The organism is Pedobacter caeni (assembly GCF_900129215.1).
GTDB classification, from domain to species: domain Bacteria; phylum Bacteroidota; class Bacteroidia; order Sphingobacteriales; family Sphingobacteriaceae; genus Pedobacter; species Pedobacter caeni.
Genome location: NZ_FQUQ01000010.1, coordinates 115,319 through 128,813, shown reverse-complemented (window position 1 = coordinate 128,813; position 13,495 = coordinate 115,319). Strand labels below are relative to the sequence as shown.

10 protein-coding genes are annotated in these 13,495 nt (G+C 42.3%); 6 read left to right on the top strand and 4 right to left on the bottom strand.

What is annotated here, in order from left to right:
* A partial coding sequence (locus BUC20_RS33205; RefSeq protein ID WP_234994640.1) for a DUF6266 family protein occupies positions 1 to 344 on the bottom strand: 344 nt, incomplete at its 3' end.
* A gap of 423 nt (positions 345 to 767) precedes the next feature.
* Here BUC20_RS33205 and BUC20_RS33200 point away from each other — a divergent pair.
* The 5 genes from BUC20_RS33200 to BUC20_RS33180 all read left to right on the top strand — a co-directional run bounded on the left by BUC20_RS33200 (position 768) and on the right by BUC20_RS33180 (position 5,346).
* A complete protein-coding gene (locus tag BUC20_RS33200; protein WP_073239089.1) occupies positions 768 to 1,265 on the top strand; it encodes a DinB family protein in 498 nt (165 codons plus the stop codon).
* An 84-nt stretch (positions 1,266 to 1,349) separates the two neighbouring features.
* Positions 1,350 to 2,381: a 23S rRNA pseudouridine(2604) synthase RluF gene (rluF, locus tag BUC20_RS33195; RefSeq protein ID WP_073239087.1), complete on the top strand. Its 1,032-nt coding sequence runs from the start codon at positions 1,350 to 1,352 to the stop codon at positions 2,379 to 2,381.
* 100 nt (positions 2,382 to 2,481) lie between these two features.
* Entirely contained in the window at positions 2,482 to 3,534 is a 1,053-nt protein-coding gene (gene rlmN, locus BUC20_RS33190; RefSeq protein WP_073239085.1) for a dual-specificity RNA methyltransferase RlmN, read from the top strand.
* Between the two features lie 41 nt (positions 3,535 to 3,575).
* Positions 3,576 to 4,274, top strand: coding sequence for a ComF family protein (locus BUC20_RS33185; RefSeq protein ID WP_073239083.1), 699 nt, complete (start codon positions 3,576 to 3,578; stop codon positions 4,272 to 4,274).
* Positions 4,275 to 4,794: 520 nt separating this feature from the next.
* Positions 4,795 to 5,346, top strand: a complete 552-nt coding sequence (locus tag BUC20_RS33180; protein ID WP_073239081.1) for an AAA family ATPase — start codon at positions 4,795 to 4,797, stop codon at positions 5,344 to 5,346.
* A gap of 2 nt (positions 5,347 to 5,348) precedes the next feature.
* On the opposite strand, the gene BUC20_RS33175 is transcribed toward BUC20_RS33180, so the two are convergent.
* Both BUC20_RS33175 and glyA read right to left on the bottom strand, forming a co-directional pair.
* Positions 5,349 to 8,114, bottom strand: a complete 2,766-nt coding sequence (locus BUC20_RS33175; RefSeq protein WP_073239080.1) for a PAS domain S-box protein — start codon at positions 8,112 to 8,114, stop codon at positions 5,349 to 5,351.
* Positions 8,115 to 8,134: 20 nt separating this feature from the next.
* Positions 8,135 to 9,406, bottom strand: coding sequence for a serine hydroxymethyltransferase (glyA, locus tag BUC20_RS33170; protein WP_073239078.1), 1,272 nt, complete (start codon positions 9,404 to 9,406; stop codon positions 8,135 to 8,137).
* Between the two features lie 93 nt (positions 9,407 to 9,499).
* On the opposite strand from glyA, the gene dxs reads away from it, so the two are divergent.
* Positions 9,500 to 11,428, top strand: a complete 1,929-nt coding sequence (gene dxs, locus BUC20_RS33165) for a 1-deoxy-D-xylulose-5-phosphate synthase (RefSeq protein ID WP_073239076.1) — start codon at positions 9,500 to 9,502, stop codon at positions 11,426 to 11,428.
* A gap of 122 nt (positions 11,429 to 11,550) precedes the next feature.
* On the opposite strand, the gene BUC20_RS33160 is transcribed toward dxs, so the two are convergent.
* Complete coding sequence (locus BUC20_RS33160; RefSeq protein ID WP_073239074.1) at positions 11,551 to 13,494, bottom strand: OmpA family protein; 1,944 nt, start codon at positions 13,492 to 13,494, stop codon at positions 11,551 to 11,553.
* Position 13,495 lies beyond the last annotated feature (1 nt).

Sequence of the window (13,495 nt, the reverse complement as noted above, 5' to 3'; positions counted from 1 at the left end):
CCTTCTAAAGTACCATGACTCAGCTCCACCTTACTGTAATCCACAGAAAGGTTAGGGTACTGGCCCTTTAAAGCCTTCTTTTTAATATAAGAAGTAGCCAGATTATGTGCGTTTTTAACTGTTCCCTGAGCTTCCAGGTCAAAACTGACACTGATAAATTCTCTGATGGACTTCACCAGGCGCATCGTTACCGACATCTCCTGGCGGTTGGCCAGCTGATTGATGCTTGGTTTGCCCGGATCGCCTATCGTACGACAAACATGTTGTCCGTTTAGCACATAAAATACCAGGTTGTGCAATTTTCCGTTTAAGGTCCCTAATGGACCGTTTGCTGCTTTCGCCATATTTAAAGAGTTAATTGTTTAATCACAAAAGTTAATAACCTTATACTCAACAACACTAATATAAGTAATAAATTTTATTAAAGTCAATACACTCGTCGTATACTGACTTCATTTACTTCTAATTTAGAATTAATTTTCATCCTACAACAATAGGGCTTGACAGGGCTCCAGGCCCTACAGGGCCCTACCAACCTCCCCTCAAGAAAGCAGCAAACAAGGAGCAAGTAAAAACCTGTTACGGCGACTTATGCCCCAGTAACACCCTGCTGCCCCTAGGCTACCGGAAACTAAACCACAGAAATCTCAGCGCTGCCCACTCTTCATGTTTCTGAAAATTAAATCACCTCAGAAAAACAGACTGCCATAGGGTTGACAGTGACCCCTCTTTTCTTTGTGTTACACATTTAAACAAAACACAAGATTATGGATATGATTAAAACTTTCCTGAAAGAACTGGAAGAAGAAGCACAGACCACACGTAAAATGTTAGCCATAGTACCTACAGACAAATTTGACTGGCAACCACATCCAAAAAGCATGACTGTAAAAGTTCTGGCTACACATATTGCAGAACTGCCAACATGGGTTACCCTTGCTGTCACTACCGACGAACTTGATTTTGCAGCAACCCCGTACGAAAAAAAGGAAGTCAATACGAACGAAGAGCTAATGGCATTCTTTGAAGCTTCACTCGAAGATGGAAGATCTCACCTGTTAAAAGCAAACGAAGAATTATTGTCTGGCGAATGGACTTTAAGAAATGGAGAACAAATCTATACCAAGTTCACAAAAGCAGAGCTTATCCGTCATGTTTATTCACAAATTATCCACCACAGGGCACAACTGGGGGTGTTTCTCCGCTTACTGGACATTCCTATTCCGGCCTCTTATGGCTCTAGCGCTGACGACGTTAATTTTTAGAATCCGCAGCTTTAAAATATTTTGATAGCATATATGGGTATAAATTCGGTTCTTTGTAAACTGAAATAATTTATACCCATATCTATGTCTGATTCTACTACCCGATTAAATAAATACATTAGTGAGAGCGGTCTGTGCTCCAGAAGAGCTGCAGACAGATATATAGAACAAGGAAATGTATTTATCAATGGCCGGAAAGCCAAGGTAGGCGACAAAGTTTTTTTTGGTGATATCGTGACTGTCAATGGTCAGACGATTGAACCTAAAGAAGTAGATCATTCTATCTTAATCGCTTATAATAAACCTGTCGGTATCACCAGTACGACTGAAGCCGGGGTTAAAAGCAATATGGTAGATCATGTGAACCATAGTGACCGTGTTTTCCCTATTGGCCGTCTGGACAAAGATTCTCAGGGATTGATCTTCCTGACCAATAACGGAGATCTGGTAAATAAAATCCTTCGTGCAGGAAACAACCATGAAAAGGAATATGTCGTTACGGTAAGCAAACCACTAACAGAGCAATTCATCGCTGGCATGGCCAAAGGTGTTCCTGTATTGGGCGTGATGACCAAAAAATGTAAAGTAACCAAAGAAAGTACTTTTGTTTTCAAGATCATCCTTGTTCAGGGACTTAACCGCCAGATCAGAAGAATGTGCGAATATTTCGGATTTGAAGTGACCAAACTGGAACGCACAAGAATCATGAACATTGGGCTTAAAGGAATCCCTCTGGGCGAGTGGAGAGAGCTGACTCCGGAAGAGCAAACAGGAATCTATAACCTGGTTGCCAAATCAAGCTCTTTAGCTGATACTGCCCCAAAGAGAGTGAATAAAAAACCGGTTGAAGAAGCTGAGGAAAAACCTGTACACAGAAAAACTGCTTCCGGCAGACCTTCAAGAGGTCCAAGAGCAGGTGGTCCGGGAGAAGGTACTTCAGGCCCGAGAGCTTCAGGAAAACCGAGATCAGAGCAAAAATCAGGAAGCCCGTATCGTGGCGCTTCATCTGCTTCCAGCAATGATTGGAATAAAACCAACGGACCAAGCAAAAGACCGGTAAGACCTTCCAAAGGAAAGTCAGGTACACCCGGAAAAAGCAGAGGACCAAAACGTTAACATAATTTAACCGTCATAATATGATGGTAATTCCCATAATATTAAGCCAGCAAAATCAATTTTGTCTGGCTTATTCTTTTTTTAGGTAACTTTGCAGCAAATGCTTACTACGACAAAAAAAACAGACATCCGTTCATTGGATCTTCCTCAGCTGCAACAACATTTTACAGCCATGCAGGAACCTTCTTACCGCGCCAAACAGGTTTATCAATGGCTGTGGGAGAAATCAGCACGCACTTTTGAGGAGATGAGTAACCTTTCTAAAGACCTTAGAAAGAAACTTACTGAAAATTACGCGATCAATGTTGTCGAAGTAAACAATTCTCAGTTCAGTAATGACCATACCATCAAGAATACCTTTAAATTGTATGATGGCAATATCGTAGAAGGCGTTTTAATCCCTATGGAAGAGCGCATGACGGCCTGTGTAAGCTCACAGGTAGGTTGCAGCTTAACCTGCAAGTTCTGTGCAACAGGATATATGGACCGTAAACGGAACCTTAATGCAGACGAGATTTATGACCAGGTGGTCTTAATTGATCAGCAGGCGAAGAAAAACTATAATGCCCCCCTGACGAACATTGTGTATATGGGAATGGGCGAACCGCTTCTGAACTATGCCAATGTATTAAAATCTATCGACCGCATTACTGCACCAGATGGGCTGAATATGTCGTACAAGCGGATTACGGTATCCACAGCAGGAATTGCCAAGATGATCAAAAAGCTGGGCGATGATGGTGTTAAATTTAACCTGGCCATCTCTCTTCATGCGGCTAACGACAAGAAAAGAAATGAGATCATGCCCATCAATGAGCAAAACTCATTAAAGGCATTGGAAGAAGCTTTAAAATATTATTTCTCTAAAACCAAAAATCCGGTTACCTACGAATATATTGTATTCAATCATTTCAATGATGAGATTGAAGATGCAATGGAGCTGGCTAAGTTTTGTAAACATGTACCTTGTAAAGTGAACCTGATCGAATATAACCCGATTCAGTTTGCTGATTTCCTCAATGCAGAAGGAGATAAAATTGATGCCTTTTCTAATTACCTGAAAAGCCAGGGTGTGAATACCAATATCAGAAGAAGCAGAGGAAAAGATATTGATGCAGCTTGCGGACAGCTCGCGGTAAAAGAACAAAGCTAAGTTTTTCAACCACCATATGGCTAATTCTAATAGATTAGCCTATGTCTCTGATCAGCTCATATTTTAATGATTTTTTAAGCTTACTATTCCCAAACCTTTGCTGTGGTTGCGGAACTTCACTTTATAGGGCTGAAATCCATATCTGCAGCAAATGTCTGTACAACCTCCCTTATACAGACCATCACCTCCATCCGGAAAACAAAGTAGCGAGACAATTCTGGGGCCGCGTTCCTTGTCACGCAGCTATGGCCATGCTATTCTTCAGAAAAGGAGGCCGGGTGCAACAAATCATCCACCATCTAAAATACAGTAATCAACCGGAACTGGGCGTCAAACTGGGCAAATTACTTGGAGAAAGGTTACTCCTTGCCCCTGCTTACCAACATATCGACCTGATTATGCCCGTGCCTCTCCATAAAAAAAGAGAAAGACAAAGAGGATACAACCAAAGCGCCTGTATTGCGGAAGGCATTGCTGAGGTATTACAAGTTCCAATGAGCAGGATGCACCTTCTTAGAAAATTCTCCACCGATAGTCAGACGAAAAAAGGAAGATACCACCGCTTTGAAAATATGGCCATGGCTTTTGAAGTCCGGAATCCGGAACAACTGAAAGATAAACACATTTTACTGGTAGATGATGTGCTCACGACAGGGGCAACATTGGAAGCCTGTGGTTTGGAATTGATGAAATGTGGTGTTCATCAACTGAGTTTCGCAACGCTGGCTTTTGTTGGATAAAAAAACATAGCTGATGATAACATTCTGTTGATAAGGTCGTTTATATATTTGAGAGCGTTAATTTAGATGGTAAGGGCTGATATTTTCTACACAGAAATATCGGCCCTTTACTTTTTTCAGGGCCCGAAACCTTTCCCTGATCACAGAAACCCAGATTCTTCTTTTTATTTAAAAATAAATTTTGACAAGTGATTTGTTTTATGTTACTTTGTCCCTGAGAGCGTTAATTTAAGGGTCGACAACTTCACACTCGTGGAATGTCGGCCCTTTATCTTTAAAGGACTTCTCTTCTCTCTACCCCCCTCCGTTCTCTTTTAAAGGACCTTTATGAACTGTATGCCATTTTGCAAATAAACAGAATACCCGGCTGCTGCTTAGATAGCTCAACCATCGTACGCCCTTGATCCGCTCTTTTAAGACGATTAAAAATCATAAGTTTTAATGGAATCATCATCAGCATACCGCTTATAAGCAGCAATGAAAATCAATAAAACGAACAAAAAAACACAATTATATATTAATGAAAACCATAGACAGAAACAACTTTTTTGTCATTACCGGTGGCCCCGGTATGGGCAAAACAACCTTACTCGAAGAGATGGAAAGAAGGAAATACCTTTGCATCCCTGAAACAGGCCGGCAAATCATCATAGATCAGCTCCATACCAATGGAACTGCATTGCCCTGGAAATCACCATTACGGTTTGCGGAATTGATGTTCAAACAAGCTAAAGCAGATTTTATGGATTATCCGGAAAGAAATCAACCGGTTCTTTTTGACCGGGGCATTCCGGATATATCAGGCTATCTGAAACTCAACAACATTCAACCACCAAACGAAATCACGAATGCGGCAAAATACCTGCGCTATCACCCTATCGTTTTTATCACCCCACCCTGGGAAGAGATTTATAAGAATGACAGTGAGCGAAAACAATCTTTTGCTGAAGCAGTGAGAACTTATGAAATGATGGCTGATACTTATAAAAAACGTGGATACCAGCTGCTGGAAATTCCGAAAGTGACTACTCTGGAAAGAGCAGATTTTATGATTGAAAAAATTGGCATTTAAGATTACCTCAGGTATTCCGAAAGCACATTACGCATCTCTTCCGGCTTAAAAGGCTTTAAGATATGTCCGTTCATTCCACACTCATTGAATTTATTATGTTCGTCATGAAGGGTAGATGCGGTTAACGCAACAATAGGTACATTTTTAAAATAGGCACCATCCATCGCCCGGATCAGGCTGGTTGTTTCAAAACCATCAATTCCCGGCATTTTAATGTCCATAAAGATCAGGTCATAAAAATTAACCGCCACCTTTTCCAGGGCTTCTTCTCCATTGGAAGCAAAATCCAGGTTCAGTCCCCATTTGCCAAAGATCCGCTTTGCAATCAGGGTATTGATCTCATTGTCGTCGACCACAAGAATGCGCTTGTCGCTAAACATATCCGGCTCTCTGAAGGTTTTCACCGGAGGGATGTAATCAGACGCTTTTTCAAAAGAAATCGAGAAGAAAAACACGGTTCCCTTTCCCTCTTCACTCTCTACATTGATATCAGCACCGTAAAGCTCCAGCATCTTCTTGGTAATGGTTAAGCCTAAGCCCGTACCACCATACTTCCTCGAGATATCTGTTCTTGCCTGAATAAAGGGTTCAAAAATATAAGACAATTTCTCCTGAGCGATTCCTATTCCGGTATCCCTGACTTCAAAATACAGCAATACATTTTTATCATCCTCACTGAGCTGTCGGATTTCCAGTTTGATATCGCCATCCTGAGTGAATTTTATAGAATTCCCAAGCAAATTCATCAACACCTGGTACAAGCGCGTTTTATCTCCTTTAATATATTCTGGAATCTGTTGATCGCAAACCAGTTCCAGCTTATTGTTACGTGTAGAAACCGTCATCTGCAAGGAATTGATCACATCAGAGGCCAAAGCTTTTAAGCTAAAAGGAATGGTTTCCAGCTGTACATTTCCGGTTTCCATTTTGGTAAGATCCAGGATATCATTGATGATGTTCAGCAGGTTTTCTGCAGAGAACCTCAACAGGTTAAGGTCGTTAAGTTGCGACTCTTTAGGGTCGTTATCCAATAACAAATGGGCCATCCCGATCACCGCATTTAATGGCGTTCTGATCTCATGACTCATCACAGAAAGGAACATTTCCTTAGCTGCGCTAAGCTGTAACGCCTGCTCTCTGGCTTCGATCATTTCCTTTTCTGCCTGTTTTCTCTGGGAGATGTCAGTGATCAGGTCGATCTGTTTTTCTACCTTTCCTTTTTCGTTTACGATCGGTGTATTAGACACGGAAAGCCATATCGACTCCCCTGATTTCCGTTTTGCCTGAACTTCTATGGCATAAGACTCCCTGTTGTTCGCTTTTTCTCTGGAACGTGCAATGAGCTGTCGTTGTGCCTCCCCGTTTGGTTCGAGAATATCGCCAAGCCTGAGGCCTTGTAACTCATTTAAAGTATATCCGGACAACTTTTCCAGCGACTGGTTGATCCAGGTGGTATTCCCATTTTCATCGGAAATATTTACCCCGGTATCCGTTTTACTCGCCACCAAAGAAAGCAATTGCAATTCTTCTTCTGCCTTTTTCTTTTCTGTAATATCGAGAATGATCTCTACTTCGATTTCTACTTTTCCCTCGTCATTAAAGACCACCGTATTATAAATAGACAACCAGATGGGTTGTTTATCCTTACGGTAAGCCAGCAGGTCGACTGTAAAGGACTGATTCTTCTTCGTCAGTTCTCTTGCCTGCTCAATGAGCTCAAGGTCCGTACCAGGCCCCTGAATCAGATCGCCGAGCCGGTTGCCTTTCATGTCCTCCAATGTAAATCCGGTAATCTTTTCAAAAGCGGCATTTACCCAGGTCACATGGTTATTGGCATCGTTAATTACGACGGCATTGTTTACCTTACTCGCCACAAAAGACAGCTTCATCAGCTCATTTTCTACCCGCTTATTCTCTGTAATATCCCTTCCATAAGCATACCACCGCCTGTTTTTACAGACCATATTCCAGCTTAACCAACGGATGATTCCGCTTTTACTCACAATCCTGAAATCTACATTAAACTGCTTAATTCCCGCAGAAAGTCCTGCTTCGATGGTATGGACTACCCTGTCGATGTCTTCCCGGTAACAAAGCCCCCAGGCACTTAGCCCAACAGCTTCCTCCACTTCATATTCCAATAGGTTGGTAATGGCATTGTTGACAAACAACAGTTCACCTTTATCATTCAGAATACAATGGATTTCGGGAGATACCGTAGAAATGTTCAGTAATTCTTCAAAACGCTGATTTTTAAGGTTCAGTTCCAGCGCTTTTTTGCGGAGGGAAATATGGGTAATGATTTCTTTGGCAAGAATCTGTAAACCCTCTTTTTGTTCCTCACTTAATTTTTTAGGTACCTGATCAAACACGCAAACTGTGCCTAATTTAAAGCCCTCTTCATCAATTAATGGCGCTCCGGCATAATACCTGACCTTAGTTCCATCAATGACTGCAGGATGGTTGATAAAGCGTTCATCATGATGTGCATCACAAACTTCAAACACCACTTCGCTTTGCATAACATGGTCAGCGAAGTTAATGCCTCTGGGCACTTCTCTGCACTTAAGCCCTATAACAGATTTAAACCATAACCGTTTTTCATCAACTAATACGATCAACGCTATAGGTGTGTTGCAGATCAAGCCGGCCAGCTTGGTAATATTATCGAATTCATTCTCCGGTGGAGTATCCAATATATTGTAATCGCGCAACGCCCTTAAGCGTTCTTTCTCATTAGTTGATGAATTTTGGTTATTAGTTAACATTTAAGCAATTCAGTCCCGGGTTATTTATATAAGGGGAACCGACTTACCAGGCTAATTACTTTTTCTTTTACCGCTTTCAGATTGTTTTCATCTTCTGCATTGGTAATTACCTGATCAATCAGATCAACTATGGTTTCCATTTCTTCTTCTTTAAAGCCCCTGGTTGTAATTGCGGCAGTTCCTACGCGGATACCGGAAGTTACAAATGGTGATTTATCATCAAAAGGAACCATATTCTTATTCACGGTAATATCTGCTTTTTCAAGCGCATTTTCAGCTGCTTTTCCAGTTATATTTTTATTACGAAGATCGATCAGCATCAAATGGTTATCTGTACCACCTGAGATGATGCCGTAACCTTTTGCTACAAAGGCTTTAGCCATTGCCTGAGCATTGGATTTCACCTGTTTGATATACGTTAAATATTCCTCACTTAACGCTTCACCAAATGCGATGGCTTTAGCTGCGATGATGTGCTCTAATGGTCCGCCTTGCGTTCCAGGGAATACCGCCATGTCCAATACAGACGACATCATTCTGGTTTCACCTTTAGGGGTTTTCAATCCGAAAGGATTTTCAAAATCTTTACCCATCATGATCAGTCCGCCACGGGGACCGCGAAGGGTTTTGTGGGTAGTAGTGGTCACGATATGGCAATGTGGAAGTGGGTTAGCCAATAATCCGCGGGCAATCATTCCGGCAGGGTGTGAAATATCGGCGAGCACAAGGGCACCGATTTTATCAGCAACACTACGGATAAATGCATAATCCCACTCTCTTGAATAGGCTGAAGCACCACAAATAATCAGTTTAGGACGTTCTGCTAAAGCAATTTCTTCCAATTTAGCATAGTCAATCAGTCCGTCTTCTTTTTTAACACCATAAAATAATGGCTGATACAGTTTTCCTGAAAAGTTTACCGGTGAACCATGGGTTAAGTGTCCACCATGAGAAAGGTCAAATCCTAAGATTTTATCTCCCGGCTGGATAACTGCAAGCATTACCGCAGCATTTGCCTGAGCACCTGAATGCGGTTGTACGTTTACCCATTCTGCACCAAAAAGTTGTTTGGCACGGTCAATAGCCAAGGTTTCTACCTCATCTACGATCTGGCAACCGCCATAATATCTTTTTCCCGGAAGGCCTTCAGCATATTTATTCGTTAAACATGATCCTGCGGCTTCCATTACCTGTTTGCTTACAAAGTTTTCTGAAGCTATCAGTTCCAGGCCATTTTCCTGACGGTCCAATTCCCTGTCAATCAAATCAAAAATTAAAGTATCTCTAGTCATTTATTGAAGTATTAATTTGTAAAATTAATGATTTTCCTTCTTAGTTTGGCAACAAAATACCTTACTTTGTACTTCTATTCTATAAAACACTGCATGGAAGATATTACCCGTCCATTATTACCAAACATTAATTATCCTGCTGATTTAAAGCAGTATAAAGAACAAGACCTGGAACAAATCTGTCAGGAGCTACGTCAGTACATTATCGATGTGGTAAGTGTAAACGGGGGGCACTTCGGCGCAAGTCTGGGTGTAGTAGAACTCACGGTGGCTTTACACTATGCATTAAACACGCCTTATGATAAATTGGTCTGGGACGTTGGACACCAGGCTTATGGCCATAAAATCCTGACCGGAAGAAAGTCTGTTTTTCATACCAACCGCATTATGAATGGGATCAGTGGATTCCCTAAGATCAGCGAGAGTGAGTATGATACTTTTGGTGTTGGCCACTCTTCGACTTCTATTTCTGCGGCATTGGGTATGGCTGTTGCATCTCATTATAAAGGAGAAACAGACCGCCAGCATGTTGCTGTAATCGGTGATGGGGCAATGACGGCCGGATTGGCTTTTGAAGGGTTAAACCATGCGGGGATCGAAAATTCGAACCTGTTGGTGATCCTGAATGACAACTGTATGTCTATTGATCCTAATGTTGGTGCCTTAAAAGAATACTTAACAAGCATTACCACTTCTAAATCATACAACCGTTTCCGTGATGACATTTCCAATGTACTGATCAAACTTTCTGAGCTTGGGCCTAACGCGCACAAGTTTGTAAAGAAAATTGAGAAGAGCATTAAAGGAACATTGCTGAAACAAAGCAATCTTTTTGAAGCTTTAAACTTCAGGTATTTTGGCCCTGTTGATGGTCATGATGTACAACGTCTGGCACAGGTGATCTCTGATCTGAAAGACATTCCCGGCCCTAAGCTGTTGCATTGTGTAACGGTAAAAGGAAAAGGTTTTGCACTTGCAGAGAAAGATCAGACCAAATGGCATGCTCCGGGATTGTTTGATAAGATTACCGGTGAGATTAAAAAACCGGTATCCGACAAACCTCAGCCTCCGAAATATCAGGATGTTTTTGGACATACGATTGTTGAACTTGCAGAAGCCAATAAGAAGATTGTCGGGATTACTCCTGCCATGCCTTCTGGCTCATCTATGAACATCATGATGAAAGCCATGCCTACCCGAGCATTTGATGTGGGGATTGCAGAACAACATGCCGTAACCTTTTCTGCCGGACTGGCTACACAAGGACTTGTTCCTTTCTGTAATATCTATTCCAGCTTTATGCAAAGGGCATATGACCAGGTGATTCATGATGTAGCCATTCAGAACCTCAATGTGGTATTCTGTTTAGACCGCGCAGGTTTTGCAGGTTCAGATGGGGCAACCCATCATGGAGCATATGATCTGGCTTATATGCGTTGTATTCCAAACATGACGGTAGCTGCTCCGATGAATGAAGAAGAGCTGAGAAACCTGATGTATACTGCACAACAGGAAAACATGGGACCATTCTCTATCCGTTATCCAAGAGGAAATGGTGTGCTTACCGACTGGAAGCGTCCTTTCAAAGCATTGGAGATCGGAAAAGGCAGAAAAATCTGTGATGGAGAAGATGTTGCCATACTGACCATAGGTCATGTAGGGAACTTTGCAGTAGAAGCTTGTAAAGAGCTGAACAGCGAAGGCATCCATCCGGCACATTACGATATGCGTTTCGTGAAACCTTTGGATGAAGCTTTATTACATGATGTTTTCAAACGCTATAGGAATGTAATCACCGTAGAAGATGGTTGTTTACAAGGCGGTATGGGAAGCGCTGTGCTTGAGTTTATGGCCGATCATAACTACAACTCACAAGTGGTTCGTCTGGGCATCCCTGATGAATTTATAGACCATGGAGAACAGCCTGAATTGTGGGCACTGTGCGGATTTGACACCAATGCTATTATTACCGCTGTAAAAAAAACGGCTGTAAGAAGGACAACGGCAACGATCGCTTCTTAACGAAGTAATATCATATAAAACAAAAGGGAGATGTGAACACATCTCCCTTTTGTTTTATGGGTCTTTTTTATCGGTTAAAAGTAACGGCCACCAGGATCTGATGACCGTACCGGAGCGTCGGATTAATATGCTAATACTTTGAACTCTGTACGGCGATTGGCCTGATGTTCTGCAACAGAACAAGCCACTCCATTTGCACAGCGGTTCAGTAATTTTTGTTCTCCATACCCTTTGGCCGTCATACGGTCACGGGAAATTCCTCTGGAAACCAGGTAATTTACTGCAGATGTGGCCCTTCTTTGCGACAAGTCCAGGTTATAAATATCTACTCCTCTCGAATCGGTATGACTTCCCAGTTCAATTTTCAAGGTTGGATTATCACGCATGGTACGGACAAGCTCGTCCAGGATCTTAGCGGCATCCGGGCGGATATTGGCTTTATCAAAATCGTAGTGAATGTTCTCCAGACGAAGGATCTTACCTTTCTCAAACAGCGGGTTCAGGTTTAGTGCCACACTCAGGGTATCAGATTTAATCATTCCCACCGTGCTCAGACTGGCCGAGTCTGCATAAAAACCTTCCTTCGTTGCCAGCACCTTATAATCCGAAGCGGTTTCCAGCTCAAAGAAGAAAGTACCATCTGCCTTACTGCTTTGTTTACCGACAATGGTGCGTCCGTTACTAAATAGCGTTACCGCAGCGGCAGGAAGCCTTTCTCCGGTTTTCTTGTTGTAAGTAATTCCCGTTAAAGCAAGGATGATTTTCGCCTTGCGGTGGCTGAAAGAATAAATGTCGTCATTCCCTTTTCCCCCTTTGCGGTTAGAAGAGATAAAGCCAGCGGTGTTTGCCTCGTTTACAACGAAGGCAAAATCATCCGCGGCAGAATTCAGGGGGAACTTCAGATTTTGTGGTTTGCTCCAGTTTGAAGCGGCACCTTTACTGCTAAAAATATCGAGTCCTCCCATTCCAGGAAGTCCGCTTGTAGAATAGAATAATGTTCCATCAGGCCCGATAGCAGGGAAAAGTTCATTAGCTGCGGTATTGATGGCTGATCCTGCATTAACAGGTACAGACCAGCTGCCATCTGTATTTAAGTTGCAATACCAGATATCTGTGCCGCCTAAACCTCCCGGCATATCGGAAACAAAATACAGCGTTTTTTCATCTGTACTCAAAGCAGCATGCCCAACAGAATAGGCTTTCACCTTGTTATAAGGAAAGGCTTCTGCATTCTGCCATTCCCCGTTTACCTTTTTCTGAATAAACAGTTCCAGAGTATTGGTTTTATAGCTACGCTTGTTTTCTTTGTTTATTTCTCCTTTATTTCCGGGATAAGTACGGGTAATGAACAAGACATCACCTGCTTTATTTCCTGTTACCGGGCCCACATGATAGCGCTCCGTGTTGAGGGCATTTATGGCCGGCAAAGGATTGGAAAGGTTACTTTCTGTTCCGCTTTCGGCAGTAAAGATCTTCAGGTAAGAATTGCCTGTCCATCCATATATTTTATCCATAAGCCCCGTTGCAGGTTCCCCGGCATAATAAACGGTTGATCCATGAGGGAAAGCCGCAAACTCCGCATTCTGGGTATTCACAGCTGCTTCATTTCTCAATTTATAAGCGGTAGGATTTGCCATCCATACTTGTGCAGAATCACAACCCGCCAATTCATTGGCTACTGACTGGTGTTTCCCGGTTTTAGTGGCATACTCCTGCAACACTTTTTTTGCCTGCTCATATTTAGCATTTGTTTTGAGCACTTCTCCATAAAGGATCAGGTTTTCCGAATTGCTTTCCGGGCTGGCAATGATGCGGGAATACCAGGTTTCTGCATCTTCGAAATTATTCATTTTGCGGTAGCATACGGCCAGGCGCTCCATGTCTTTTAATCTGGGTTTCTTTACATCAACCAGTTTCAGATATCCTGCAGCGGCATTTGCATATTGATATTTCTGAAAAAGGCGGTCTGCCTTTTCTCTTAATCCAGGTTGTTCCTGTGCTCCGGCAGATCCGCAAAAGCCCCATAATAATGCAGTGGTCAGGAGGGTATAAGTAGTTTTTATCATG

Excerpts from the sequence above, each read along its gene's own strand:
- BUC20_RS33200 (WP_073239089.1), top strand. The coding sequence starts at position 768 with ATGGATATGATTAAAACTTTCCTGAAAGAACTGGAAGAAGAAGCACAG.
- rluF (WP_073239087.1), top strand. The coding sequence starts at position 1,350 with ATGTCTGATTCTACTACCCGATTAAATAAATACATTAGTGAGAGCGGT.
- rlmN (WP_073239085.1), top strand. The coding sequence starts at position 2,482 with ATGCTTACTACGACAAAAAAAACAGACATCCGTTCATTGGATCTTCCT.
- BUC20_RS33185 (WP_073239083.1), top strand. The coding sequence starts at position 3,576 with ATGTCTCTGATCAGCTCATATTTTAATGATTTTTTAAGCTTACTATTC.
- BUC20_RS33180 (WP_073239081.1), top strand. The coding sequence starts at position 4,795 with ATGAAAACCATAGACAGAAACAACTTTTTTGTCATTACCGGTGGCCCC.
- BUC20_RS33175 (WP_073239080.1), bottom strand. The coding sequence starts at position 8,114 with ATGTTAACTAATAACCAAAATTCATCAACTAATGAGAAAGAACGCTTA.
- glyA (WP_073239078.1), bottom strand. The coding sequence starts at position 9,406 with ATGACTAGAGATACTTTAATTTTTGATTTGATTGACAGGGAATTGGAC.
- dxs (WP_073239076.1), top strand. The coding sequence starts at position 9,500 with ATGGAAGATATTACCCGTCCATTATTACCAAACATTAATTATCCTGCT.
- BUC20_RS33160 (WP_073239074.1), bottom strand. The coding sequence starts at position 13,494 with ATGATAAAAACTACTTATACCCTCCTGACCACTGCATTATTATGGGGC.